At 68.8% G+C, this 24,290-nt stretch carries 28 protein-coding genes and 1 tRNA gene; 17 read left to right on the top strand and 12 right to left on the bottom strand.

Annotated elements, in window-relative coordinates; genetic code table 11:
* The first annotated feature begins 35 nt into the window (after positions 1 to 35).
* Positions 36 to 932 carry a metal-dependent hydrolase gene (locus ACWDMM_RS18555; protein ID WP_357205252.1) on the top strand — a complete coding sequence of 299 codons (897 nt, stop codon included), beginning with the start codon at positions 36 to 38 and terminating at the stop codon, positions 930 to 932.
* Between the two features lie 20 nt (positions 933 to 952).
* Positions 953 to 2,038, top strand: coding sequence for a PDR/VanB family oxidoreductase (locus ACWDMM_RS18550; RefSeq protein WP_449938582.1), 1,086 nt, complete (start codon positions 953 to 955; stop codon positions 2,036 to 2,038).
* An 84-nt stretch (positions 2,039 to 2,122) separates the two neighbouring features.
* On the opposite strand, the gene ACWDMM_RS18545 is transcribed toward ACWDMM_RS18550, so the two are convergent.
* Both ACWDMM_RS18545 and ACWDMM_RS18540 read right to left on the bottom strand, forming a co-directional pair.
* Complete coding sequence (locus tag ACWDMM_RS18545) at positions 2,123 to 2,638, bottom strand: hypothetical protein (RefSeq protein ID WP_449938559.1); 516 nt, start codon at positions 2,636 to 2,638, stop codon at positions 2,123 to 2,125.
* Between the two features lie 312 nt (positions 2,639 to 2,950).
* Positions 2,951 to 3,103: a hypothetical protein gene (locus tag ACWDMM_RS18540; protein ID WP_195077672.1), complete on the bottom strand. Its 153-nt coding sequence runs from the start codon at positions 3,101 to 3,103 to the stop codon at positions 2,951 to 2,953.
* A 77-nt stretch (positions 3,104 to 3,180) separates the two neighbouring features.
* Between ACWDMM_RS18540 and ACWDMM_RS18535 the strand changes: the two genes are divergently transcribed.
* Both ACWDMM_RS18535 and ACWDMM_RS18530 read left to right on the top strand, forming a co-directional pair.
* Positions 3,181 to 4,176, top strand: a complete 996-nt coding sequence (locus ACWDMM_RS18535; protein WP_195077673.1) for a zinc-binding dehydrogenase — start codon at positions 3,181 to 3,183, stop codon at positions 4,174 to 4,176.
* Between the two features lie 64 nt (positions 4,177 to 4,240).
* The gene (locus tag ACWDMM_RS18530) at positions 4,241 to 4,405 is read left to right on the top strand and encodes a hypothetical protein (RefSeq protein ID WP_195077674.1); all 165 of its coding nucleotides are present in this window, start codon (positions 4,241 to 4,243) and stop codon (positions 4,403 to 4,405) included.
* On the opposite strand, the gene ACWDMM_RS18525 is transcribed toward ACWDMM_RS18530, so the two are convergent.
* Positions 4,390 to 4,836 carry a nitroreductase/quinone reductase family protein gene (locus ACWDMM_RS18525; RefSeq protein WP_357108819.1) on the bottom strand — a complete coding sequence of 149 codons (447 nt, stop codon included), beginning with the start codon at positions 4,834 to 4,836 and terminating at the stop codon, positions 4,390 to 4,392. The two genes, ACWDMM_RS18530 and ACWDMM_RS18525, sit on opposite strands and share 16 nt — an antisense overlap.
* A gap of 112 nt (positions 4,837 to 4,948) precedes the next feature.
* Here ACWDMM_RS18525 and ACWDMM_RS18520 point away from each other — a divergent pair.
* Both ACWDMM_RS18520 and ACWDMM_RS18515 read left to right on the top strand, forming a co-directional pair.
* A tRNA-Ile gene (locus tag ACWDMM_RS18520) sits at positions 4,949 to 5,022 on the top strand.
* Between the two features lie 136 nt (positions 5,023 to 5,158).
* Positions 5,159 to 5,692, top strand: coding sequence for a hypothetical protein (locus ACWDMM_RS18515; protein ID WP_449938554.1), 534 nt, complete (start codon positions 5,159 to 5,161; stop codon positions 5,690 to 5,692).
* A 489-nt stretch (positions 5,693 to 6,181) separates the two neighbouring features.
* Here ACWDMM_RS18515 and ACWDMM_RS18510 read toward each other — a convergent pair whose 3' ends face one another.
* Complete coding sequence (locus tag ACWDMM_RS18510; protein ID WP_195077677.1) at positions 6,182 to 6,493, bottom strand: hypothetical protein; 312 nt, start codon at positions 6,491 to 6,493, stop codon at positions 6,182 to 6,184.
* A gap of 358 nt (positions 6,494 to 6,851) precedes the next feature.
* Between ACWDMM_RS18510 and ACWDMM_RS18505 the strand changes: the two genes are divergently transcribed.
* Both ACWDMM_RS18505 and ACWDMM_RS18500 read left to right on the top strand, forming a co-directional pair.
* Positions 6,852 to 7,097: a hypothetical protein gene (locus ACWDMM_RS18505; protein WP_195077678.1), complete on the top strand. Its 246-nt coding sequence runs from the start codon at positions 6,852 to 6,854 to the stop codon at positions 7,095 to 7,097.
* Positions 7,098 to 7,321: 224 nt separating this feature from the next.
* Positions 7,322 to 7,984: a chymotrypsin family serine protease gene (locus ACWDMM_RS18500; RefSeq protein ID WP_195077679.1), complete on the top strand. Its 663-nt coding sequence runs from the start codon at positions 7,322 to 7,324 to the stop codon at positions 7,982 to 7,984.
* Positions 7,985 to 8,063: 79 nt separating this feature from the next.
* On the opposite strand, the gene ACWDMM_RS18495 is transcribed toward ACWDMM_RS18500, so the two are convergent.
* The gene (locus ACWDMM_RS18495) at positions 8,064 to 8,300 is read right to left on the bottom strand and encodes a DUF6374 family protein (RefSeq protein ID WP_357108827.1); all 237 of its coding nucleotides are present in this window, start codon (positions 8,298 to 8,300) and stop codon (positions 8,064 to 8,066) included.
* A 119-nt stretch (positions 8,301 to 8,419) separates the two neighbouring features.
* Here ACWDMM_RS18495 and ACWDMM_RS18490 point away from each other — a divergent pair, with 119 nt between their 5' ends.
* The 3 genes from ACWDMM_RS18490 to ACWDMM_RS18480 are packed head-to-tail and all read left to right on the top strand — an operon-like array spanning position 8,420 to position 10,868.
* The gene (locus ACWDMM_RS18490) at positions 8,420 to 9,415 is read left to right on the top strand and encodes an ATP-binding cassette domain-containing protein (RefSeq protein ID WP_449938550.1); all 996 of its coding nucleotides are present in this window, start codon (positions 8,420 to 8,422) and stop codon (positions 9,413 to 9,415) included.
* A complete protein-coding gene (locus ACWDMM_RS18485; RefSeq protein WP_195077682.1) occupies positions 9,412 to 10,173 on the top strand; it encodes an ABC transporter permease in 762 nt (253 codons plus the stop codon). The genes ACWDMM_RS18490 and ACWDMM_RS18485 overlap by 4 nt, the downstream gene beginning before the upstream one ends.
* Before the next feature lie 50 nt (positions 10,174 to 10,223).
* Complete coding sequence (locus tag ACWDMM_RS18480) at positions 10,224 to 10,868, top strand: hypothetical protein (RefSeq protein WP_449938547.1); 645 nt, start codon at positions 10,224 to 10,226, stop codon at positions 10,866 to 10,868.
* 16 nt (positions 10,869 to 10,884) lie between these two features.
* Here the strand turns inward: ACWDMM_RS18480 and ACWDMM_RS18475 are convergent, their stop codons facing one another.
* Positions 10,885 to 14,040, bottom strand: coding sequence for a BTAD domain-containing putative transcriptional regulator (locus ACWDMM_RS18475; RefSeq protein WP_449938544.1), 3,156 nt, complete (start codon positions 14,038 to 14,040; stop codon positions 10,885 to 10,887).
* A 336-nt stretch (positions 14,041 to 14,376) separates the two neighbouring features.
* On the opposite strand from ACWDMM_RS18475, the gene ACWDMM_RS18470 reads away from it, so the two are divergent.
* Complete coding sequence (locus tag ACWDMM_RS18470; RefSeq protein ID WP_195077685.1) at positions 14,377 to 14,835, top strand: SRPBCC family protein; 459 nt, start codon at positions 14,377 to 14,379, stop codon at positions 14,833 to 14,835.
* 132 nt (positions 14,836 to 14,967) lie between these two features.
* On the opposite strand, the gene ACWDMM_RS18465 is transcribed toward ACWDMM_RS18470, so the two are convergent.
* Positions 14,968 to 15,942, bottom strand: a complete 975-nt coding sequence (locus ACWDMM_RS18465) for a GlxA family transcriptional regulator (RefSeq protein WP_449938541.1) — start codon at positions 15,940 to 15,942, stop codon at positions 14,968 to 14,970.
* Positions 15,943 to 16,080: 138 nt separating this feature from the next.
* Here ACWDMM_RS18465 and ACWDMM_RS18460 point away from each other — a divergent pair, with 138 nt between their 5' ends.
* The 4 genes from ACWDMM_RS18460 to ACWDMM_RS18445 all read left to right on the top strand — a co-directional run bounded on the left by ACWDMM_RS18460 (position 16,081) and on the right by ACWDMM_RS18445 (position 18,554).
* Positions 16,081 to 16,506, top strand: coding sequence for a VOC family protein (locus tag ACWDMM_RS18460; RefSeq protein ID WP_195077687.1), 426 nt, complete (start codon positions 16,081 to 16,083; stop codon positions 16,504 to 16,506).
* A 109-nt stretch (positions 16,507 to 16,615) separates the two neighbouring features.
* A complete protein-coding gene (locus ACWDMM_RS18455) occupies positions 16,616 to 17,107 on the top strand; it encodes a DUF4254 domain-containing protein (protein WP_449938538.1) in 492 nt (163 codons plus the stop codon).
* Between the two features lie 207 nt (positions 17,108 to 17,314).
* Complete coding sequence (locus ACWDMM_RS18450) at positions 17,315 to 17,752, top strand: ATP-binding protein (protein ID WP_195077689.1); 438 nt, start codon at positions 17,315 to 17,317, stop codon at positions 17,750 to 17,752.
* A complete protein-coding gene (locus tag ACWDMM_RS18445) occupies positions 17,745 to 18,554 on the top strand; it encodes an RNA polymerase sigma factor SigF (RefSeq protein ID WP_195077690.1) in 810 nt (269 codons plus the stop codon). Before ACWDMM_RS18450 ends, ACWDMM_RS18445 begins: the two co-directional genes overlap by 8 nt.
* Before the next feature lie 21 nt (positions 18,555 to 18,575).
* Here ACWDMM_RS18445 and ACWDMM_RS18440 read toward each other — a convergent pair whose 3' ends face one another.
* A complete protein-coding gene (locus ACWDMM_RS18440; protein WP_195077691.1) occupies positions 18,576 to 19,070 on the bottom strand; it encodes a MarR family winged helix-turn-helix transcriptional regulator in 495 nt (164 codons plus the stop codon).
* 87 nt (positions 19,071 to 19,157) lie between these two features.
* Between ACWDMM_RS18440 and ACWDMM_RS18435 the strand changes: the two genes are divergently transcribed.
* Positions 19,158 to 21,275 (top strand): MMPL family transporter, encoded by a 2,118-nt coding sequence (locus tag ACWDMM_RS18435; protein ID WP_449938533.1) that lies wholly within the window; start codon positions 19,158 to 19,160, stop codon positions 21,273 to 21,275.
* Here ACWDMM_RS18435 and ACWDMM_RS18430 read toward each other — a convergent pair.
* The 4 genes from ACWDMM_RS18430 to ACWDMM_RS18415 form a co-directional block, all read right to left on the bottom strand.
* Positions 21,236 to 22,063, bottom strand: coding sequence for a sterol desaturase family protein (locus ACWDMM_RS18430; RefSeq protein WP_449938530.1), 828 nt, complete (start codon positions 22,061 to 22,063; stop codon positions 21,236 to 21,238). The two genes, ACWDMM_RS18435 and ACWDMM_RS18430, sit on opposite strands and share 40 nt — an antisense overlap.
* Before the next feature lie 4 nt (positions 22,064 to 22,067).
* Positions 22,068 to 22,781 (bottom strand): FadR/GntR family transcriptional regulator, encoded by a 714-nt coding sequence (locus ACWDMM_RS18425; protein ID WP_195077694.1) that lies wholly within the window; start codon positions 22,779 to 22,781, stop codon positions 22,068 to 22,070.
* Positions 22,782 to 22,937: 156 nt separating this feature from the next.
* Complete coding sequence (locus tag ACWDMM_RS18420; protein ID WP_195077936.1) at positions 22,938 to 23,111, bottom strand: CsbD family protein; 174 nt, start codon at positions 23,109 to 23,111, stop codon at positions 22,938 to 22,940.
* Between the two features lie 200 nt (positions 23,112 to 23,311).
* Positions 23,312 to 24,136, bottom strand: coding sequence for a hypothetical protein (locus ACWDMM_RS18415; protein ID WP_195077695.1), 825 nt, complete (start codon positions 24,134 to 24,136; stop codon positions 23,312 to 23,314).
* Positions 24,137 to 24,290 lie beyond the last annotated feature (154 nt).

Here is a 24,290-nt window from a genome sequence, read left to right as displayed (position 1 = left end):
CGGCGACGCGGGCGCGGGAGGATCGAGGAGTACCGATGAAGCTACTTCGCAGGCGGCGGCCCGACACCGACCCGGGCGCCGTGGCGCTGCACGCCCGCAACGTGCGCTTCGACTGGTCGGACACGCCGCTGCGCTGGATGCCCGCCGAGCCCATCGCCTCGCATCTGATCAACTCGCTGAATCTCCTGCTGCCCGAGGGCGAGCGCATGTTCTGCGCCGCGTACGCCGAGGCGCTGCCGTACGTGCGGGACGAGCGGCTGCGGGAAGCGATGCTCGGGTTCATCGGTCAGGAATCGATGCACGCCGAGACGCACGACAAGGTGCTGCACGAAGTGCTCGCCGCACACGGCATCGATCCCGAACCCTATGTGCGGCACGCCGAGTACCTGTTCCGCCGGACGCTCGGACCGAGGGATGTCGAGGGCGTGGCCGAACGGCAGGTGATGGTGGAGCGGCTGGCCTTCATCGCGTGCCTGGAGCACTTCTTCGCCTACCTGGGCGACTGGGTGCTCAACGCGGATCTGGAGCGGTTCGGCGCCGACCCGCGCATGGCGGACCTGTTCCGCTGGCACGGGGCGGAGGAGGTCGAGCACCGGCACGTCGCGCACGACGTGGCCGTGTACTTCGGCGCGGGATACCTGCGGCGCGCGGCCCTCATGCTGCTGGTATTCCCGATCTTCCTGACGCTGGTGGTGCGGGGCACCAAATTCCTGGTCCATCAGGACCGCGACCTGCCCGACCTCGGTTACCCCCGGTTGCTGGGGCGGGTCTTCGGTGCGATGTGGCGCGGCGCGTTGCCCGGCGTCCCCTCGCTGTTGTGGAGCGCGTTGAGCACATTCAAGCCCGGCTACGACCCGGAGACGGTCGGCTCCACCGCGCAGGCGGTGGCCTATCTGGCCAAGTCCCCGGCGGCGCGGGCGATGGCCTCGTGAAATCGCCCGTTCCCGACCAGCTGCCCGCCGACCTGTTCGGCAGGCGCGACCGCGACCGCGACCGCACCGTGCGCGTGCTGCACGCGGTCGCCTCGGCGCGACTGCGCTGGACCGCTCTGGTCAACCGGCGCGATCCGCGTCCGAAGGTGGATGACCGGCGGCTGGCGCTGGTGGTCACCGAGCGGCGGATCGAGGCCCGTGACCAGGACGTGGTGAGCCTGCGGCTGGCCGCCCCCGACGGACGCGCGTTGCCGCCATGGCGTCCGGGCGCGCACCTCGACCTGGAGCTGCCTTCCGGTCGGCTGCGGCAGTATTCGCTGTGCGGCGACCCGGCCGACGTGCACGCCTACCGTGTGGCTGTGCGCCGGATCCCCGAAGGCGGCGGTGGATCCGTCGAAGTGCACGATCGCCTCCCGGTGGGTTCGCCGATCGTGGTGCGCGGTCCGCGCAACGCCTTCCCGTTCGCCGTGCCCGGCCACGGATCACCCGCCACGCGTTCGCATTTCGTGGCGGGCGGCATCGGCGTCACGCCGATCCTGCCCATGGTCGAGCTGGCGCACCGGCTGGGCATCGAGTGGTCGATGGTGTACACCGGGCGCAGCCGGGACACCTTGCCGTTCCTCGGCGAACTGGCGAGATTCGGCGATCGCGTGGTCGTCCGCACCGACGACGAGCACGGGCTCCCCGATGCGAGCACCTTGCTGCCGGGCGTGCGGCCCGGTACCGCCGTCTATTGCTGCGGCCCGGTGCCGATGATCACCGTCATCGCCGACGCCGTCCGGGAAATGCCCTGCGTGGAACTGCATTTCGAGCGGTTCTCGCCACCGCCGATCGTGCGCGGCAAGCCGTTCGAGATCCAATTCGCCTCCACCGGGGAGGTCGTCGAGGTCGGCGCGGATCGCACCGCGCTCGACGCCGTTCTCGCTTCCCGGCCCGATCGTCCGTACTCGTGCAGGCAGGGATTCTGCCGCACCTGCAAGGTGCGCGTGCTCGGCGGCGAACCAGATCACCGCGACAGCGTGCTCACCGACGCCGAACGCGAGGCGGGTGCGATGCTCGTCTGCGTCTCGCGCGCCGACGGCGGCCGCCTCGTGCTCGATCTGTGAGCTGACCTGCGGGTGTGTACGAGACGGTCGGGCCGGTGCTCGCGGATATCGGGTCGCGCCCGGCTTCGTCCGGTTTCTGGCGGATCAGGAAGCGCGGGTGTGCGCCAGCTCGGCCTCGACGGCCGCGACCCGATCGGAGTCGATTCCCCATGGGTGCTCGACACCGACCCGCCGGTCCAGGTCCCACAGCACGCATTCCTCGTCAGGAGCCGCCACCAGCGACCACGCGACCACGGTGCGGCCGAGCTGTTCGGCCATCGAGCCGTGCGCCGGGTTCGGCGGTCCGGCGCCCTCCGGGAAGTGGTGCAGGAAGCGGCCGTAGGCCTTCGCGCAGAAATCGGCGTAGCGCATGGTGCACAGGATGAATCCGTGCCATGCCTCGTCCACCGCGTGTGACGGCATGCCGATCACCTGATCGTCGCGCATGGCCGCGCCGCAGCACAGCAGCCACTGCCGCAATCCCTTGTCCACCAAATCCCTTGGCTGCCAAGGGCACGTCTTGTAGACCGCCTCGGGCAGTTCCAGCGCGTCGACGGCGGCGCGTACGGCCGCCGGATCGATTCCGCGCGCCGGGGATCGACGGAACCTGAAGTTCACCACAGTTCACTGTACGTGCGCGCCGATCTGCCGCTACCGTTCTGACATGAGCGCACTCATCCTTCTGTTCGTCTTGCTGATGGTGCTGCTCCTCGTGGCGGTTCCGATCATCGTCGTAGTCGTCATCATCCGCTCGCAACGCAACCGGTTCATGCCGCCGCCCCCATACGGCGGGTGGGGCGGCTACCGCGGCGGCGGATACAACGAGGGGGGTTCCACAGATCCGTTCTGGGCGGCCGGCGGAGCCGGTTTGTTCGGCGGATCCGACCAACCCGGCGGCTCCAGCGGCGGGCATCACCACCACCACGACCATCATCACCACGGCAGCAGTTGCGGTGGCGGAAGCGGGTGCGGCGGCGGAAGTAGCTCCAGCTGCGGTGGCGGGAGCAGTTCGAGCTGCGGCGGGGGCAGTAGCTCCAGCTGCGGTGGTGGTAGCAGTTCCAGTTGCGGCGGCGGTTCCTGACGCACGATTTGACCTCAACATGACTTCAGGTTTCATGCTGATCTTCGTCCGAAGAAGGCAAGGAACGATGAAGGGTTGTGTCATGCGGGCTGTGCAAGCCAGTGAGTTCGGTGGACCGGAAGTGCTCGTCGTGCGTGAGCTGCCCGATCCGGTGGCCGGACCGGGGGAGGTGGTGGTCGACGTGGCCGCCGCGGACGTGATGTTCCTGGACACCCGGCTGCGGTCGGGCTGGGGGACCGATTTCTTCGCAATCGAACTGCCCTATGTGCCCGGCGGCGCGGTCGCCGGGGTGGTGGCTTCGGTCGGGCCGGGCGTCGATCCGTCCTGGGTGGGCAAGCGGGTGTCGACGCCCACCGCGGCCAGCGGTATCGGCGGGGGCCTGCCGATCGGCGGATACGCCGAGAAAGCGCTGGCGAAGGCGGACACGCTGGTCGCCTTGCCGGACGGGTTGACCCCGGCGCAGGCCGTCGCGCTGGCGCACGACGGCAGGACCGCGCTGGCGGTGTTCGACCGCGCCGCCGTCCAGCCGGGCGAATGGGTACTGATCACCGCCGCCGCCGGTGGGCTGGGCGTGCTGTTGATCCAGCTGGCCCGCGCGGCGGGCGCGAACGTCGTCGCCGCCGCGCGTGGCGCCGCCAAGCTGGAACTCGCCCAGCGGCTCGGCGCGACCGCGGTGGTCGACTACTCCGAGCCCGACTGGGCGGAGAAGGCGCGCGCCGCGACCGGGGGAGCGGGCGCGCACGTGGTGTTCGACGGTGCGGGCGGTGCGCTCGGCGAGGCCGCGCTCACGGTGGCCGCGGATGGCGGGCGTTTCCTCGGATACGGCGCTGCGGCAGGGGAATTCGCCGCACTGGATCGGGACGCCGCCGCGGCGCGCGGAGTCACGGTGTACGGGCTGTTCGACATCACCGGCGCCGGCATCGATTGGCCGGCGCTGGCCCGGCGCGCCCAGGAGGAGGTCGCCGCGGGGCGCTTGGAGGTCGTCATCGGCCAGACCTTCCCGCTCGACGAAGCCGCTCGGGCGCATGCCGCCATCGAGTCCAGGGCGGCGCTGGGGCGCACTTTGTTAACAGTGTGAACAATGCGTCGAACTGGACAATCGATGTAGTGCGCCGCCCCGGCGACGGCGCTAGGGTGCCGGGGTGGGAACTCTGCTCGTCGTGGTAATCGTCATCGTGGTGCTCGGCTTCGTGGTCGCTGTCGTGCAGTTCGCCAGCCGGCCGCCGAAGGAAGCCGAGCCATGGGACGACCACGACGACGCCGAGGACTACGAGGACGACTGGGACGACGACTATCGCGAGGGCTGACCCTGCGCCGGGGTCAGCACCACGACCGCGATGGGCCGCTTGGTCAGCTTCTGATAGGCGCTGTAGCGACCCTTGTTCACCTTGTCGACGAGCTCCCACCGTCGTGCGTACTCGGGATCGTCCGGCAGCGTCGCCCGCGCCCGCACCATGAGTTTCCGCCGCCCGACCTGGATTTCGCATTCCGGTCGCGCTCTCAGATTCGCCAGCCACCCCGGCGGCCGCGGCGACCCGCCGTTGGACGCCGTCACCAGATAGTCCGCGCCGTCGCGCGCGTACGTCAGCGCCGAGGTGCGCTCCTTGCCGGACTTGCGCCCCACCGTCCGCAGCAGCAGCGTCGGATTCCCCAACAGCAGCCGATGCCCCACCAATCCGCCACTGTTCTCGTACACCCACTGATGCGCCTTCAGCACCTTCGTGAACAGACCGGCCATACCTGACCCTCCAGTAAGTTTCCGACCCACCCACCCTAGGTCATCCCCCTCCGACTGGTCCGGAACCCACCCGACCCGGTAGCATCCCCAACGCTCGCGGTTCCCGCGGGATGGGGCGGTAGCTCAGTCGGTTAGAGCCGTGGACTCATAATCCATTGGTCGCGGGTTCGAGCCCCGCCCGCCCCACAAATAGGCCCTGATCAGGGGGTTTTGTTTTTCACGAGCGGTTTCGATCTTGAACAGCGCTCGTCCACGATAGATAATGCGCCTTCGCATCGGGCCGTTGACAACCGGTAGAAGTGATCGTTGAAATAGCCCAACGATGATCGAACCTGACCCCCAACTCGAAGACGAACTCAAGGCCGCGCACGGCCTTTATCCGATCGGTGACCATGTGACCGGAGTGGTCACGCTGATTCCGCGACCCGGCGTTGTCGGACTGTTCGTCGACTTGGGCCATCCACCCACCGGATTCGTCGACATCCTGAGTCTGCCGTTTTCCGCCGAGCAATGGCCGGCCGTGGGCACAGTGACCGAGTTCGAGGTTCTCCAGCACACACGCGGCCAGGTTCGCCTCTGGCCTCTCGATCCCGCCTTCCGGTCGAGCACGCCAAGGTTTCCCGTCTCGAGCGAGTCCGAATGGTGCGCCGCCAAGAACCGCCACCCCGTCGGCTCCGCAGTCACCGCCGAGATCACCGACGTCTTCCCCAGCAACCGCGAATACTGCGTAGCATTCGACGGCCTCTGGTCCGTCCTGTCCTGGTCCGGCACGCCCCCCATCGTCGGCACCACCGCACAGTTCACCGTCGACCGGCATCTCGACGCGACCCGAAGAATTCGGCTGCGCAGCGCATGACGAACCCGGCATCCCGTCACGGCTTGTCCCTGAACGAGGCCCGCCTATCAGTGCAAATACCCATGCCGGCGGCCAAGTTGCTCCAATTCTCCAACTCGCCGCATCCGTGCCGGGCGTTTGCAGGCGGGGCGCGTCCGATCCCGCGCGTGAGTGGCACATGACCGAGAGGTCGCTCGCGATCGGCCTCCGTCATGTGCCACTCGCGGGTTCTAGGCGGGCTGAGGACGGCGCCGGGGTGTGCTGAGTGCGGTGCGCCATTCGCGATCATCTTCGAGACCAGGCGCACCCTGACGCCCCTTCTTCCGCTGTCGCGAAAACTTGCTGCCGAGTTGGTCACTCACGGCGGAAAGATCGTCGAGCGGGAATCGCGGGCACTGGCCGGACGGCTCGGCGTCACGGTTTAGTCGACGGTTGTCGTTCGGTCCGTGTAATGGATCATTCGTCGCGAAGCGTTAGGGGCAAGCCACCAAACGGGGGTGAAGCTCGTATTCAGGCGCAGGCGCGGTTGAGTTCGTCGGTGTAGGGGTTGAGGTCGGTGACGTTCTCGTCTACCAGCGCGTTGGCGTAGGCGGTGATGGCGTCCTGCTCCGCGCCTTGGGTGAGATAGGCCAGGGCGTTCAGTCGGTCGGACAGCTCTGCCGCCGTCGCGCCGTCGAGGGTGCCGCCGTTCGTGTCGATCGCGATGTTGATCAGTTCGATGGCCCTGGCGCAGAAGGGGGATCGGGCTTGCGCGGGGGCGGCGGGCAGGAAGAGCAGAGCGGCGGCGGTCGCGGCGAGCGCAGCGGCGAAGGACTTGGTCATGATTTCCTCTCAGAAGGTCGGGCTGATCGTAGACCGGCGGGAGAGCCCCCATTTCTCTTGGCTCGGCGGGTATCGAGACGGCGGTGGGCATGCCGAGTTGACGTATCCCGGCCCGCGCTGGACGCGGTTGGCAGACCGGGCGCGGTGGAAGGAAGGACGTAGACGAGATTTCTGCCATTAGCACGGCACCGGCGCGGGTGCCCGTGCTCACCTCCGGTTTCACCCCGGGGGGTGAGTGTTTCCGACCCCGGGGACGATGATGTCGCGCGCTTCCTGAGAGAAGAGTGAGAGAGGTCATATGCGGGAGGTCTTCAACGAACGGGCGAAGGCATCCCACCAGTCAGTTGAAGGAAGCATCATGACCAAAACCAAGGTTATCGCAGCCGTATCGGCGGCAGCCTGTGTGCCGCTGATCGCTTTCGGTTCGGGCGTGGCTACCGCCTCCCCCGAAGGAGCCCCTGTGCCTGCCCCTCCGGCAGCCGTGGACGTCTCCCAGCATGGGCAAGTGCAGACCAATGACGCATTCTTGTTCTGGGCGCCATTCTTCTGGCCGGTCTGTTTCTTCCCGCCGTTCATCTTCTTCTTCCCGGTCTGCCTCGCCTGATTCGCTGGGCAGCATCGCCGACAAAACGACGAACGCCGCACGGCACGCCCGCGCACCAGATCGTGGCGTGACCGTCGGCGTTTCGTCATCAAGGACGCACACCTGAACCGGCTGCATCCCGCACCATTGGTGATGGACGCCTGGTCGACGAGCCTTTCAAGTGCACAGCAGTATGTTCGCGCGGCATGGGGGGACGATCTTCCCTTCGACCGATTGGATGCGGCATGTTCGAGAAACTTGCGGGAACAGCTGCTGCGCTCGCAGCATGCGCGACACTGATCGGGGCGCAGGCGGGTACGGCGCGCGCCGCCGTTCCGGTCGTGCTGGGCGGCGGCTCCGGCATCGTCGTCAACGAGCAGGGCATCTGTTCGCTCACCACCATCGGGCACGATGGCGCGGGCCGGCTGGTGGGCTTCACCGCGGCGCATTGTGGTGGGGAGGGCAGCAGCGTCACCGCGGCGGCCGATCGCGAAGCAGGCCCGGTCGGGACTGTCGCCCAGACCAACGTCGACATGGATTACGCCGTCATCGTGTTCGAACCGGACAAGGTGGTGCCGGTGAGCCGCGTCGGCAACACGACGATCACCCAGGTGGGCGGCCCTGCGAAGTTCCCCGATATCGCGTGCAAGGAAGGCTATAGCACCGGTCAGACCTGCGGACTGACCTACGGAGACGTGGTGGAGCCCAGCACGTGGACCTGGACGCAGATATGCGTCGTCCCCGGTGACTCCGGTGGGCCGGTCGTAGTCGGGACGACGCTGGTGAGCATGGTGAACGCGTACGTGACGGTGCCGTGCCTCGGGCCGCAGCTCGGGATGAAGATGACCACCATCCTCGACGACGTCGACGCGCGCGGCGGCCCCGGAGCGGGCTTCCGCCCGATCTAGCCCGCCTGCGTACCCATCGCAACGGGTGTCGCCGACAACGCTTCTGCCGGGACGAATACGAAATCGCGGAGTCCGGCCTTCAGCGAATGCGTCCGCGGTAGTCGAGGCAGGCGCGGCCGTCGGCGGGCGGGTTCACCGGTGTGGCTTCGGCCGCGAAGGCCTCGGTGTACGCGCGCAAACCCTCGGCCAGCTTGCCCGCCATGTTCTCCAGTTGTTCGGGTCCCAGATGTTTGCCGAACGCGGCCGCGTCCAGCAGCTGCCTGCGCACGTCGTTGATCCGCGTTCGAGCGAAGAGGATGGGCTCGTGGTCCGGCATGCTCCGGCACCTTACCTCGAGTCGAACGTATTTTCGATCCCGGTGGACTGGCGCGTTGCACCGGGTGACTCCATCCCTGACGGGCCGCGCTTCCGAGCGTGGCCACCGTGTCAGCGGACATGTCAGGCCGGTGTCAGGACCGTATCAGCCGGGCTGGCGACAGTATCCGTGTGAACAGTTCAGCGATTACAGCTTCCGGGCTGCGAAAAGCATACGGGGACAAGACGATCCTCGATGGCATCGATTTGGAAATAGGTGCCGGCACGATCTTCTCTCTGCTCGGCCCGAACGGGGCGGGCAAGACCACGGCGGTGAACGTGCTGACCACCCTGCTGAAGATCGATGGCGGCACCGCGCGCGTCGCCGGGCACGATATCGCGACCGAGCCCGACGCGGTGCGCGCGGCGATCGGGGTGACCGGCCAGTTCGCGGCGGTGGACGATCTGCTGACGGGGGAGGAGAACCTGCGGCTGATGGCGGATCTGCACCATTTGCGGCCCCAGGAGGGCAAGCGGGTGGCCGCCGAGTTGCTGGAACGGTTCGATCTGACCGGATCGGCGCGCAAGCAGGCCTCGACCTACTCCGGGGGTATGCGCCGGAAACTGGACCTGGCGATGACGCTGGTCACCAAGCCGCGGATCGTCTTCCTGGACGAGCCGACCACCGGACTCGATCCGCGCAGCCGCCGCACCATGTGGGAGATCGTCCGGGAACTGACGACCGAGGGTGTGACGATCTTCCTCACCACCCAATACCTCGAGGAAGCCGATCAACTGGCCGACCGGATCGCGGTGCTCGACCAGGGCCGCATCGTCGGCGCGGGCACGCCCGACGAACTCAAGCGCCGGATACCCGGCAGCCACATCCGGCTCCGGTTCACCCACGTCGACGAACTGGACGCGGCGGCGCGGATTCTGCCCGCCGCCACCCGCGACGACGAGGCGCTGATGTTGCGTGTCCCGGGTGACGGCGGGACGAAATCGCTGCGGGAGCTGCTGAACCGGCTCGCCGAAGACTCGGTCGACGCCGACGAGGTCTCCGTCCACACCCCTGATCTCGACGATGTCTTCTTCGCCCTGACCGGTCACGCCACCACGGAGGCTGTCGCACAATGAGCACCATTTCCGCACCGCTGGCCGATTCGTCGATCATGCTGCGCCGCAACTTCAAGCACATCGCCCGGACCCCGGTCACGATATTCAACGCGGCTCTGATGCCGGTCGTGATGATGCTGATCTTCGTGTACGTGTTCGGCAACGCGTTCGACGTCGGAGAACAGTACATCGACTACGCGACGCCGGGCATGATCCTGCTGGCCATCAGCTACGGGTTGTCGGGCACCGCGGTGTCGGTGAGCTCCGACATGGCCAAGGGCGTCATCAACCGGTTCAAGGTCATGAGCGTCTCCCGTGGCGCCGTGCTGACCGGCCATGTGGCGGCCACCGTGCTGACCAACGTGGTGGCCATCGCCGCCGTCCTCGGTGTGGCGTTCGCACTGGGGTTCCGGTCGCCGGCGAGCGCGCTCGACTGGCTCGGCGCGATCGGCATCATGGCGGCGACATCGTTCGCGGCCGCCTGGCTCACGGTCGCGCTGGGAATGGCCGCGAAGACGCCGGAATCCGCGGGTATGACGGTGGTGCCGCTGATCATGCTGCCGTTCGTGAGCAGCGCGATCGTGCCCGCCGAGCAGATGGGGCCCGGCATCCGGCAGTTCGCGCAGTATCAGCCCTTCACGCCGATCATCGAAGCGTTGCGGGGGTTTCTGTTCGGCCACCCCTCCGGCGGTTACACCGCCGCCGCGCTCGCCTGGTGCGCCGGGTTCGCCCTCGTCGGATACCTGTGGTCGCGCGCCACATTCGACAAGCGCGTGTAGTCGATCCGCCGGCTCTGCCAGCCCCTGTTCCACCCTCACAGGAGACAGCCATGCCCACATTCGAGACCCCGGAACCGATCGACGTCACCATCGACGTGCTCTCCGGTCACGTCACGGTGATCGCCTCGGACCGCACCGACACCGTCGTCGCGGTCCGCCCTGCCGACCCGTCCAAGAAGGGCGACGTGCGCGCCGCCGAGCAGACCCGAGTCGAATTCACCGCGGCCGCTTTGACCGTGAGAACGCCGAAAGACTGGCGGACCTACACCCCGTTCGGCGGCAACCCGTCGATCGAGCTGACCGTCGAGGTGCCCACCGGCTCGCGGCTGAAGGGCACCGCCGCGGTGGGCCGATTGCTGGGCGCGGGCGAACTCGGCGAGTGCGACCTGGAGGTATCCGCGGGCGACATCACCGTGGAGCGTCCGCGCGATTCGGTGACCGCGAAAACCGCCAAAGGCGACATCCGCATCGGCGAAGCGTCGCGCGGCGTGCTCCGGCTGGAAACGTCCATGGGCGAGGTACAGGTCGGAATCAGCCCGCGCAGTGCGGTGGAGCTGGAAACCAACGCCCTGCACGGTGCCGTGCGCAACCAGATGGGACCGGTGGACCGGGCGGACGGCAACGCGGACGTCGTGCGGGTGTACGCGCGCAACTCCTACGGCAACATCGTCATCCGGCACGCCACCGCCGCCTGACCCGCTCCGTGCCCCGTCAGCCGGCGAGCGCGGCGGCGACCAGTTCGCGCCAACTCGCCTGCGCTCCCTCGCTCGTCGCCTCGGTGAACCGTTGGTCACCGAGGCGACGTCGTGCTGTCTGCTCGATTCGGGTCACATCCGGCTGGGACCGGTCGGACAGACCGCGCACCCCGGCGCCGGCCGCGAGCAGTCGCACGGCCTGCTCGTCGTGGCCCGCGCGCAGCGCCAGGTCGGCGATCCCCACGAGTATCTGCGCGATCAGCGGCGCGTACCCCGTGTCGGCTGCCGCACGGAAGGCGGCGGCGTGTTGTTCGCGGGCTTCGTCGAGACCGGCTGCGAGGTAGCCGAGCAGGCTGTGGGTCAGCGCCGTGACGTAGGGCTGTTCCGCATCGCTGCCCAGCATGGTCGCCGCGATCTCGATCTGCCGGCGTGCCTGCTCGGTGTCGCCGCTCCACCGGGCCAGCTCCGCCTTGGTCATGGCGAGTTCGGCCAGCGCGTTCGGCCAGGCCGACCGATCCGCGTGCCGCTGCGCCTCCGCCATGGCCGCCGCGCTCGCCCGCGTGTCACCGAGCAGCCAGTACAACTGAGCCTGCCGGGCCCGCATGAGGAAGATGTCCTCGATCGCGCCGACCTCGGCCACTACCGCGATCGCCTGTTCGAGGTACTCGCACGCACCGGCGAACTCACCGCGCATGGCGATCCGATTCGCCAGTTCGGTCAGAGCGAACGAAATACCCCAGCGCTCGCCGATGGCCCTGAACTCGGCCAGCGCCGTCTCGAGATACTCGTCCGCTTCCCGCCCCGCCCGGCCGAGCGCGATCCGCGCCTTGCCCAACTGCAGCCGCGCCAGCGCCCGCACCCAGGGGTCGTCGTCGGTGAGGAGCGGTTCGAACGCGGGCAGCAACGCGTCCGGCCCCTGCAACATCTGTTCCAGCGCGGCCACGAACGCCAGCAGCGGGTACCGGCTGGGACCGCGCCGGCTGAACCGGTATGCCTTGCGGATCCATTCCGCCACTTGGCGCTCGTCACCCGGCCCGGAACTCATGAAATGCGCGATCAGCCCGTACACCCTGGCCCTGGTCTCGTCGTCCACCTCGCCGGACGTCTCGGCAGCCGCGGTGATCAATTCCATGCCCTCGGCCTTGTGCCCGCCGAGCCACCAGTACCAGCCCGTGGCCGCCGCGAGGCGCATCGCCCCGGCCGCGTCCGAGGCCGCGAGCGCGCCGCGCATCGCGACAGCGATGTTGTCGTGTTCGACCTCGAGCGTGGCCAGCCACTCCAACTGCTCGGCTCGGCGCAGGTGCGGCTCCGCGCTGTCGGCGAGTTCGGTGAAGTACGCCAGATGCGCTCGGCGCGCCGATTCCGATTCCCCCGACTCCGCGAGCCGGTCGCGGGCGTACTGCTTGATCGTGTCGAGCATCCGGAAGCGCGGCCCGCTGTCCTCCACGGTGAGCAGCAGCGATTTCTCGGTCAGCGCGGTCAGTAGCTCGAGCACCTCCCACCGCCCGACCGTCACGCTCTCCTCACCGTCGACGTGCGCGCAGACCTGCTCGGCGGCCTCCAGGCTCGCGCCGCCGGAGAACACCGCGAGCCTGCGCAGCACCAGCCGTTCCGCGTCGGTGAGCAGCTCCCAGCTCCAGTCGACCACCGCGCGCAACGTCCGGTGCTGTGGGATCGCGGTCCGGCTGCCGCCGGTGAGCAGGCGGAACCGATCGTCGAGGCGGTGGGCGAGCTGATCGAGCGACATGGTGCGCAGCCTGGCCGCGGCCAGTTCGATGGCCAGCGGGATGCCGTCGAGCGCGCGGCAGACGCGCGCCATGGTCGCCAGGGTGGAGGCGTCGGCGGTGAGATCCTTGCGCACCGCGCCGGCCCGGTCCCGCAACAGCTGAACGGCCGGGGAGGACTCGATCTGGCCGGGGTCCGCGTCCTGCGCCGGTAACGCCAACGGCTCCACCAGCCACAACGCCTCGCCCATGATGCCGAGCGGTTCCCGGCTCGTCGCGAGGATCCGCAGCCGCCCGCACTCCCCGAGCAATCGGTGGGCGAACGCCGCGGCGGACTCGATCACGTGCTCGCAGTTGTCCAGGATCAACAGCGTCTCGCGCTCGCGGATCGCCGCGACGAGCCGGTCCATCGGTTCGGTGTTCGGTGCGCCGCCGAGCAGCGCGTCCCGCAGCCCCAGCGCGGCGAGCGCCGATTGCGCCAGGTCGCCGCTCGCGCCGATGGACGCCAGTTCCACCAGCCAGGCCCCGTCCGGCAGGTCGTCGAGCATGGTCCGCGCGGTTTCCAGGGCCAGCCTGGTCTTGCCCGAACCCCCGGGGCCGGTCAACGTGGTGAGCCGATGGTTCGCGATGAGTTCGCGCACGGCGGCGACGTCGGCGTATTTGCCGATGAATGTGGTCAACTCTGCCCGCAGATTCGTCTTGCGGCCGGCTTCCTCGGACCGCACTTCACCGCGCAGCAGTGCGACGTGGAGCGCGGAGAGCTCCGGCGAGGGATCGACGCCCAACGTGTCGGCGAGCGCTTCGCGTGCGCGCTGGTACACGACCAGTGCCTCGGCGCCACGCCCGGCGGCGCCGAGCGCACGCATCAGCGCGGCGACCAGCCGTTCCCGTACCGGGTGCATGGCCACCAGCTCGGTGAGTTCGGTGATCAGTTCCGTGCCGCGGCCGAGGCGGATCTCCGCTTCGTATCGGTCCTCCATGGCGGCCAGGCGCAGCCCCTCCAGCCGGGTGACCACCGTGTCGAAAGCCGCGCTGTCCGGTATCCCGACATCCTGCATGGGCGCACCGCGCCACAGGCCGAGAGCTTCGCGCAGGAGTTCGGCCCGGCGCGTGTCGTCACCGCCGCGGGCTTGGTCGAGAAGCTGCTGGAACCGCACGGCGTCGACGGCGTGGGGTCGCACCGTCAGCCGGTATCCGCCCGCCTGCCCGTCGAGCGACCCCTCCGGCAGCAGTCTGCGCAGCCGGGAGACCAGCGCCTGTACGGCGTTCGCCGCGTCGGCGGGCGGCTGCTCGCCCCAGATCCAATCGACCAGCGTCGTTCTCGGGACCGTGCGGCCCGGTTCGAGCGCGAGGGCGATCAACAGCGCCCGCAATCGGGCACCCGGTACCTCGATCGATCCACCGTCGTCTAGCCGGATCTCGAGCGGTCCAAGCATCCCGATCTGCACCGGCCCATTCTGCCGTGGGCTCGAGGTGGTCGGCGTGGCCGCCCGTTCCCCGGGATGACGAGCACTGCTTGCGGGTGGGAAATGAACTCGCTCAGTTCGCGCCGGAGTCGTGCCACGAATGCAAGGGACGAATTCTCGGACCGGCCACTTTTATACTCACCGGTAACTGCTGGAACTGCCAATAGCCGGTAAGTAGCTGACTGCTTATTTCCGACTATGGGAAGTGTCTGACATCGAACTTTGTGGGTGGTTGCTGTTTGCGAGTCGCACCCGTGTTGACGGATGGGAAGGGGCACGGGCAGAATCGGCCGGGTTGGTCCCGGGGGTGGAGGAGTTATGCGCGTAAAAACCGATATCCATTTCGCCGTCGGCGTCCATCCCGCACAGGTCTTCGATGCGGTCGCCGCGATCGAATTGCTTCCCGAATGGTCGACGCATTCGGATGCGCGCGTGGCCACTCGTGACGAATCTGGTCGTCCGCAGCGGGTTTACGTCACCGCGGAGACCCCGCTTGGCAGGTCCGATCTCCAGGTGCTGGAGTACGAGTGGACCGAGGATCGAGTGTCCTGGCAGGTCGTGGACAGCTGTGTCGGGGTCGGCGGCGGTGGCTGGTTCGAAGTCTCCGAGGACGTCTCGGGATCGCAGGTCTGGTATCACACCGAGCTGCAATCCTCGCTCCTGCTGCCCGGCCTGCTGCTCAAGCGCACTGTGCGGCGGGAGGCCGAGACCGTCGTGCAGAACTTCATCGAATTCGCCGAAGGATTCACCGCTCCTGGGCAATCCCGCGCCGTATAGGAATCCGCCTGCGAGACAGCCGATTCCGATAACCGGGGCGGTAAGCGCGGCCCATTGGCTACTGTCGATTTCGGCGACGTTCGAATTGGGGCAACTGCCGTCGCGGGACCGGCTCGTGCCGATGGGGTCGGCTCAATAGGACACGCGCGTCATGCGAATCTCGGAGATCGACACGCCGCGGCGGCGGCGGAACAATCCGCGCAGGGTTCCGGCATTGAGGTAGCCCACCTTGGCGGCCACCGCGTCCACCGTGAGCGAGGTGGTTCGCAGCAACTGCACGGCGCGTTCCAGGCGGATGTCGTGCACGAATTCGGTGGGGGACATGCCGAGTTCGGCGTGGGTGGCCCGCTGCAGGCTGCGTTCGGTGACACCGATGGCGCGAGCGGCCTGGGATATCCGGAAATTCTCGCCCAGATGGGCGCGCACCCAGCGTTCGAAGGCGGCGGTGACGGAATCGCCACGGGCGATGATCTCCGGAACGATGAACTCACGTTGCGGTCGTCCCGCGCCCACCGCCAGGTAGCGCATGGCGCGTTCGGCCAGCGCCGGGCTCTTGCCCGCGATCAGCGACAACGCGAGGTCCATGTGCGACAGCGCGGCGCCCGCGGTGGTGACGCGCGGGCCGCGGCACAGCGTGCGTCCCTCGTCGAGTTCCACGCTGGGGTAGCGGCGCCGGAAGCTGGGACCGAGCCACCAGCTCGTGGTCGCCGGGGAACCGTCCAGCACGCCCGCCTCGGCGAGGAAGAACGTTCCGGTGCAGGCCCCGGCGAGGTGCGCGCCCCGATCGCGGGCCGCCGCCAGCCGGTCGAGCACCGGCCGGCTGGCGGGTGCGGAAACGAGGTCGATCAGCGCCGCGGCCTCCATGACGTTCACGGCGGGCACGATCATCAGCTCGAACGCGTCGCCGAGCTCGTCGAGCGGGACCGTCGGCACGGTGTTGCCGTTGCCGGATCGCACCGTGGTCCCGAACGACGCGCTGCGCACCCGCCACGGCTGCGGCGGGTCGGGCAGTTCGGTGCGCACGGCGTTGGCGGTGTTGAAGGTCTCCAGCAAGGCGGCGTATCCGAAATCGGCTACGCCGTCCACTACGAAGACGACGACATCCATGTCGGAAACGGTACCGAAGATGTCGTTCACGACACTCGGTTCCGCCGGGATTCTGTCCTACCGTCATCGCGAGACGGTTGCCCGCCGACAGCGCGAGGGAGCCGATCGGACCGCCGTACACCGCTCGGGAGCGTGACCATGATCGAAACGACCGGGACGCATCACATCCGGCTGACCGTGACCGATATCGCTCGGTCGCGTGCCTTCTACCGCGACGTGCTCGGTTTCCCCATCGCCGCCGAATCGCCGGGCAGTCCGGACGATCCTGCGGTGCGCACCGATCCGATGCGGCTGTTCGGCGGGGTGGTGTTCCAGGCCAACGGCATGTTGCTCGGCCTGCGCCCGGTCGCCGATCCGGCGGACCGATTCGATTCCGAGCGGGTGGGTTTGGACCATCTCAGTTTCACCGTCCCGGCGCGGGACGATCTGGTGGCCGCGGCCGCTCGCCTGTCCGAGGCGGGCATCGAGCACGGCGAGATCACCGAGATGGCCGATTTCGGCATCGCGATCCTGTCGTTCTCCGATCCGGACGGCATCCATCTCGAACTCACTGCGCCCCTGTGAGTTTGCCTCTGCCCGCAGCGGGCATGCCCGATCGGGTATGAACGCTGTTCTGATGAAGGCTTGGACGACCGGCCGTGCGAGCGGTGCGGTCGGCCGGGGAGGTAGGCCGATGCTGGTCCAGCGTGCGCGACCGCGAAAGCTGTCCGAGGGTTCGGCCTTGCCGAGTCCGAGCGCCCTGCTGTGCGCGCTGGGCGGCCAGCACGTGGAGGGCCCGGTGAGCCGGTGGGCGCGCGAGCTGACCGAACTGCACCGGCAGTGCCGGGAGGACGGGCGAGAGTCGGTCGACACGCGGCGGCGACGCGCCGAGCTGGTCGATCGGATCGACACCTGGGCGGCGCTGCACCTGCCGAGTGCCGACCCCGCGGTGCGGGTGCACGACGAGAGCCTCGGCGAGATGATCGACCGGATGGCCGCCGTCGCGGAAGACGCGTTCCATCTGCTCATGCACGACGATCCCGGTGGCGAGCGCATGCACGCGGCATGGACCCGGCTGGCCGAACTGGAGATCGCCTATACCGATCTGGTGCGCGCGATCGGCGACGGCCGTCGCCGTCTTCCGTCCGAACGGACCGGGGTTCCTGCCGCGCCGGAGTCCAGGTGAGCGCAGGGACGGCGAGCGCGGGCCGATGCGCCGGCGAACGCGCTGTCCATCGGCGTCGAAGGCCGTCGCGGGGAGCGCGTCGCGGCCTCGCGCGACGGGCCGTCCACGGCGCAGACGCGCGCGCTGTGCCGTGGCCGATCGAACCGCCCGGACGAGAGGGCGTAGGCTTGGCGCTCCGACGGACGGCGCGACTTCTGGGAGCGGTGCATGAGCAAGGGTGAGGGGACTCCTCCCGCGACGACGCGGACCGGCACGATCAGCGTGCGGGTGCCCGCGGTGTCCGAACAGCTGGCGATGTTGCGTGCCTTGGCCGAGACCGTCACGCTCATGGCCGATTTCGGCATCGACGAGGTGACCGACATCCGGCTCGCCCTCGACGAGGTGGCCAGCGCGCTGGTGCTCGACGCGGTGGACGGCGCGGAGCTGGAGTGCGCGTTCGGCTTCGAGGACGACGCGGTGGACGTGCGCGTCTCCACCGTCACGGTGTCGGACAGCAGCCCGGACGAGTCCGGTTTCGGCTGGCACATCGTGGCGACGCTCACCCACTCGGTGTCGGCCACCCGAGGCGCGCACGACGCCGCGGCGGGCGGCTACCCGACTGTCGTCGACTTCCGGTGGGTGCGCGGCGGCTCGAATAATGAGTAGCGAGCCGAATCAGGTCGCTTCCAAGCGGAAATCGCGGGGAGATACCTACGACAATATCGAGCCGCTCTTCGCCGAACTGGCCGCGCTGGCTCCGGACGATCCGCGCCGCGAAGCCCTGCGCACCGAGGTGATCGAGCGGTGCCTGCCGCTGGCCGAGCACATCGCGCGCAAGTTCAGCGGCCGCGGCGAGAGCTTCGAGGACCTGTTGCAGATCGCGCGGGTGGGCATGCTCGCCGCCGTCGACCGCTTCGATCCGGGGCACGGCGCGACCTTCCTCTCGTTCGCGGTGCCGACGATCATGGGCGAAGTGCGCAGGCATTTCCGCGACTACGCCTGGTCGGTGCGAGTGCCGCGCCGGCTCAAGGAGATTCAGTCCACCATCGGTCCGACGGTGGAGATCCTGTCGCAGCGGCTGGGCCGGATGCCGCGGGCGCGGGAGATCGCCGAGGAGCTGGGCGCGGATCTGAACGAGGTGACCCAGGCGCTGATCGCCCGCAACGCCTACCAGACCTCATCGATCGACGCCGCCTCCGACACCGACGAGTCGGAGTCCGGCGGTCCCTCGCTGCTGGACACGCTCGGCGCCGAGGACCCTGACTTCGGCACCGTGGAGAACTACCTGGCGGTGAAGCCGCTGCTGGCGGCATTGCCCGAACGCGAGAAGCAGGTGCTGGTGATGCGCTTCTTCGATTCGATGTCTCAGGAGCAGATCGCCCAGCGGATCGGGTGCTCGCAGATGCAGGTCTCGCGGATTCTGTCGAAGACCTTGAAATCGCTGCGCGAGCAGGCGCTGCGGGACTGACGCGCGCGCCCCGGGCGGCATTCAGTCGCCGGTCAGCTCGCCGTGGTAGCCCCGCATCGCCTGCACGACGGCGACCAGCACGCGGTGCGCGGCGCGCAGGTCCGCGTCGGGCAGTTCGGCCATCGCGGCGCGGGTCCGCTGCCCGAGCGGTGTGAAGAAGCCGCGGGCCACGTCCATGCCGTGCTCGTCGTAGTGCAGGATGACCCGCCTGCGGTCGGCCGGATCGGCGGCGCGGCGCAGGTGGCCGGAATCGATCATGCGCTCGACCAGGTAGGTCACCGCCGACGAGGAGATTCCCATCAGCTTGCCGAGCGCGCCCGCGGTCAGCGGCGCGCCCTCGATCTCGGCGGTCGCGACGTGCATCAGTGCGCGGAAGTCGCCCGCGCGCAGGTCGTGCGACCGCGCGAAGACCTGCCCGATCTGCTCCGAGATCGCGGTGAGTGCCCGGATGTCGGCGGCGATGTCGGCTTCCAGTCCGGTGCGGTCCGGTCTGTCGACGTTCGGATCAGCGGTCAATGGGGCATCCTTTCGCACACGGGCGTCAGCGTAGTTCACCGAGGTGTCTCAATTGCTTAATATTTCAGTTTCTGAGAGAGTTGCGGGGTGAGTGCTTGGGATCGTTATGCGTCGGTGGTGACCGCCCGGACCTCGTGGGTGCTGCTCGTGGTGCTCGCCGCGGCATCGATCGGCCTGATCGGCGCGGTGGGCGAAAACGAGTCCGCCGGGCAGGCCCCCACCGCGCTGCCGTCCTCGGCGGAATCCGCGCGGGTGGAACAGGCGCTGAAGGAATTCCCGGACGCGGGGTCGGCCGCGGCGATCATCGTGGTCACGCGCGCCGACGGCGGCGAACTGACCGATGACGACCGCGACGCCACCGTGGCGGCGGTGGCCCGCGCGTCGGGACGCACCCCTGGTCCGACCGACCTGCTCGCCTCCCCGGATCGGAAAGCGGCGATCGGGCAAGTGCCCGTGGACGCCGAGCTGAGCGGATTCGCGCTCACCGACCGCATCGGCGACATCCGTACCGTCGCCGGGGACGGGCTGCCCGACGGACTGTTGCTGCAGGTCACCGGCGGTCCGGCATTCGGCGCCGACATCGCCGACTCGTTCTCCGGCGCGAACGTCACCCTGCTGGCGGTGACCGCGGTGGTCGTCGCCGTGCTGCTGATCGCGACCTACCGTTCCCCGGTGCTGTGGCTGGTGCCGCTCGCGGTGGTGGGCGCGGCCGATCGGGTGGCCACCGGCGCCGGAACCGCGCTGGCGCGCCTGACCGACCTGACCTTCGACGGCTCGACCTCCGGTGTCACCAGCGTGCTGGTGTTCGGCGCCGGCACCAACTACGCGCTGTTGCTGGTGTCGCGCTATCGCGACGAACTGCACCGGGAAGCCGACCACCGCACCGCCTTGCGCCAGGCGGTGCGGCGCGCCGGGCCCGCGATCCTGGCCAGCAACGTGACGGTGGTCGCCGCGCTGCTGGTGCTGCTGCTCGCCTCGGTGCCGAGCACGCGCAGCCTCGGCGTGATGGCCGCGCTCGGCTTGCTGGTGGCGGTGGTGTTCGTGCTGCTGGCGCTGCCCGCCGCGCTCGCGTTGTGCGGGCGTAACGTGTTCTGGCCGTTCGTGCCGCAGGCCGACGACCGCGATACCGCCGATGAGGGCATCTGGCACGCCATCGCCGCGCGTGTGGTGCGCAGGCCCGCGGTGGTCGCCGCAAGCGCCATCGCGGTGCTGGTCGTCTGCGCGACCGGGTTGCTGTCGACGCAGGTGGGGTTGTCGCAGACCGAGCAGTTCCGGGTTCGCGCGGAGTCGGTGGAGGGATTCGACGCCCTCGCCCGGCACTTCCCCTCCGGCGCCTCCGATCCCGCGATCGTCCTCGCGCGCAGCGACGCGGCGGTGGGCATCGACGCGGCGTTCCATCGCACGGAGGGCGTGGTGATGACCTGGCAGACCGGCGCCTCGCCGACCGGGCTCACCCGGTGGTCGGTGGTGATCGACGCGCCGCCGTCGTCGGCGCGCGCGTTCGACACGATCGAGGCGCTGCGGGCGTCGGTGGCCGCTGTGCCAGGGGCCGACGCGATCGTCGGCGGTACCGATGCCCAGGCGCTGGACGTACAGACGGCCGCGAGCCGCGACCGGAAGCTGATCATCCCGCTCATCCTCGTCGTGGTGCTGGTGGTGTTGCTGGCCCTGCTGCGGGCGGTGCCCGCCGCGGTGCTGCTGGTCGCGGTGACGGTGTTGAGCGCGCTGGCCGCGCTCGGTCTCGGCAGCTGGATGAGCGAGCACGTGTTCGGCTTCCCCGCGTTGGACATCAGCGTGCCGCTGTTCGCGTTCCTGTTCCTGGTCGCACTCGGCGTCGACTACACGATCTTCCTGGTGACCAGGGCCCGCGAGGAGACTCCCCGGCACGGCACCACGCGCGGCATGGTGCGGGCGGTGTCGGTGACCGGCGCGGTGATCACCAGTGCCGGCATCGTGCTCGCCGCGGTGTTCTGTGTGCTCGGCGTGCTCCCGCTGATCACATTGACGCAGGTCGGCATCGTGGTCGGCCTCGGCATCCTGCTCGATACGTTCGTCGTGCGCACGGTGGTGATCCCCGCGCTGTTCAGCCTGATCGGGCGCAGGATCTGGTGGCCGAGCGCACTGCGGCTCGTCGAGGAGGAGGGCGACGGGCGCTCCGCCGCGGATCAGTCGGCCGGCGCCCAGCCGGGGCCGCGGAACAAGTAGCCGCCGCGGGCGCGCCACGACGGCGCACCGCGCAGGTCGCGCCAGATCGAGGCCCACTCGTGGGTGGCGACGCGCGCCGGATTGAACGTCTCGATGTTCTGGGTCAGCCCGTAGCGGACGCGTTCGCCCTCCGGCTCGAAGGTGCCGAACAGCCGATCCCAGATGATCAGGATGCCGCCGTAGTTCTTGTCCAGGTAGCGGTCGTTGGAGCCGTGGTGCACGCGATGATGGGAGGGGGTGTTGAACACGAACTCCAGGGGGCGCCACAGCGTCGCCACGCGCTCGGTGTGGATGAAGAACTGGTAGACCAGGCTGACCGACTGTTGCAGCAGGATCATCCAGGGCGGGAAACCGGCCAGCGCCAGCGGCAGCCAGTAGGGCAGCGAGCTGAACGGGGTCCACGGCTGGCGCAGGGCGGTGGAGAGGTTGTAGAACTCGCTGGAGTGGTGCACCACGTGGCTGGCCCACAACACGCGCACCGTGTGATGGGTGCGGTGATACCAGTAATAGGCGATCTCGTCGGCGAAGAACAGCGCGACCCAGGTCAGCGGATGGTCCGCGGGAAGATGCACCGGGGCGAGAAGGTACGCGGCGGCGTAAACCGCGACCACCACGAGTTTCCAGCCGAGATTCACCACCACGTTCCCCAGTCCCATGAGCACGCTGGTGCGTGCGTCGCGGAACTGGTAGCCGAGTTGGTCGTCGTCTGGCAGCAGGTGGAAGGAGGCCGCTTCCAGGGCCAGGCAGAGCACGAAAACCGGTATGGCGTGGGCGATCAGGTCGAACAAGGGGTCAATCTTCCGGTGCTGCTTGGGCGTCCACCAAGCGGGTGAGCAGGGTGTACGCGGTGTCGTAGGCCGCGTCCGAGTCGCGGCGGGCGATGCACTCCGCGAGTGCGCGATGCGCGCCGGGGTCGATGTACTCCTTGTTCAGGCCGAGTTCGGCGACGAGCTCCATGCCGATCCCGAAATAGCCCGCCACCAGGGTGTTCAACGCCAACCGGTAGGCGAGGTTGCCGGAGCCGTCCAGGATCGCGACCCAGAACGCCAGATCGGCCTCCACGACGGTGTCGAAGGGCGCGGTGGCGTCCGGGTAGGTCGCCGCGGCGCGTCGCACCGCCGCCAGCTGCTCGGCGTCGGCGTGTTCGGCGCACAACCGGGCCGCGTCGGCGGCGACCGAACGCCGCATCACCGCGATGTCGTGCAGGATCCGCCGCGCGGGCACCGCGCCGGAGCGCGTGAGCGCGGTGAGGATGTCCAAGCCCGCGTGCGAGCGCCAGTCCAGAACCCGCGTCTTGCCGCCGGGCGTGACGCGCACCAGCCCGCTCTGCTGGACGCGCTTGAGCGCTTCGCGGACGGCGTGGCGGTTCACCTGGAACATCTCGGCCAGTTCGCGCTCGGAGGGCAGCGTCGCCTCCGGCGCGAGCTTGCCGCTCAAGATCGCGTCGATGATCTGGCCGAACACCACATCGGAGACGGCGGTGCGGGCGACCGCGGCGAATTCCATGCCGCCGAGTGTCGCGCAGAAGGGTCAACACGTCAACTGGTTGGACCAGTTGGTCGGAAGAAAAAGGCGGATGACCGCTCGATGCGGCCATCCGCCTTATGCGCTTCGGCCGGGCGCGTCGCTCAGCTCGCGTGCGCTCCGTGCGCGGCGCTACGGTCAGTGCTTGAAGGCGTCCTTGACCTTCTCGCCCGCGTCTTTCAGGTCGGACTTGATCTGGTCGGTGCGGCCTTCGTCGCGCTTGCCGCGGTCGCCCGCCGCCTCGCCGAACTTTTCCTTGGCCTGACCAGCGAGTTTATCGGTCTTGTTCTTCGCCTTGTCGACTGTGCTCATGTCACAACCTCCTTCTGAAGCGACCGGCCGGCCATCTTCAGCCGGTCTTCTTCGCAGTAGCCCGTTATCCGGCGGCCAAACATCGGCCATTTCCGCCGGAAAAGCAGAAGACCCGGCGGAAACCGGGTCTTCGCGGAAATCTCGCGTATTCGGAATCGAGGCCGGATCCGCGTAATGGGCGGTTTCCGGCACGGGGAACTTTACGCGGCGGGAACCGTCGGCGGCGTCAGAAGTCCTTGCAGCACACCCACACCCGCGCCGACGGCCGCGCCGACGGCGATGGCCGGGGAGGCGACGAATCCGTAACCGATGGCGGCGCCGAGGGCCATGACGGCGATCGTTCCGGTCGGAATCATCGGCAGGCCCGCGATGGCGCCGCAGATCGCGCCGATGACCGCACCGATCGAGGCCACCGGCGAGGCCACCATGCTGCCAACCGAGGCGCCGATGGCGGTGGAGCCGATGAGGTCGGCGGCGATGCGGTCCGAACGCGACGGTTCGAAGCCCGCAGAATCCAGGGTCTGCGCGATGCTTGCTTCCGGACCCGCGATCGCGTCGTTGAACATCTTGCCCTGCTCGGGAGTCATGAAATCGGGACGGCCGATCACCACCGAACCCACGCGCAGCGTGCCGGGCGGCGCCTCGATCGGCGCGACCGCGGGAGCCGGGGCGGCGGGGTTGGGCAGGTGCAGCCGCTGCGGCTCGATCGGCGCGAGCACGTTCGGATCCGGCATCGGCCGGTTGACGCTCAGGTCGTTGCGGCCCGCGGAGACCGGGGGCGCGGGCGGAAGGAACTCGGGCGGAACAGCTCCGGGGTCCGCGGGATCGGCCGCAGGGACGATGCCGAGGCCGGGCGCCGGGGCGAACGGGATCTGGACGGAGATCTCCGGCAGCAGCGGGTCGGCGGTGGCGCCGGCGGCGGCGCCGACCAAGGACAACGGGATGGCGCTCGCGACGACCAGAGTGACGGCGCGGCGTAAGAAGGGGTGTGCCGCAGTTTCGATTTCGGGTACTGCTGTGCCCATGAACTTACCCACCTCATTCTGAAGAGGACATATACCTACCCTTCTAGTTCGGTTCAGAAAGCCTTACGGATGCGCGGCAGTTCCATTTCTTTCGCGCGGGCGAGGAACCGCGCGTACGCCAATCGAATCCGCGTGCCGCCGACGAATAGCGGTG

Source organism: Nocardia sp. NPDC003726 (assembly GCF_053586955.1).
This window is presented reverse-complemented; position numbering and strand designations above follow the sequence as displayed.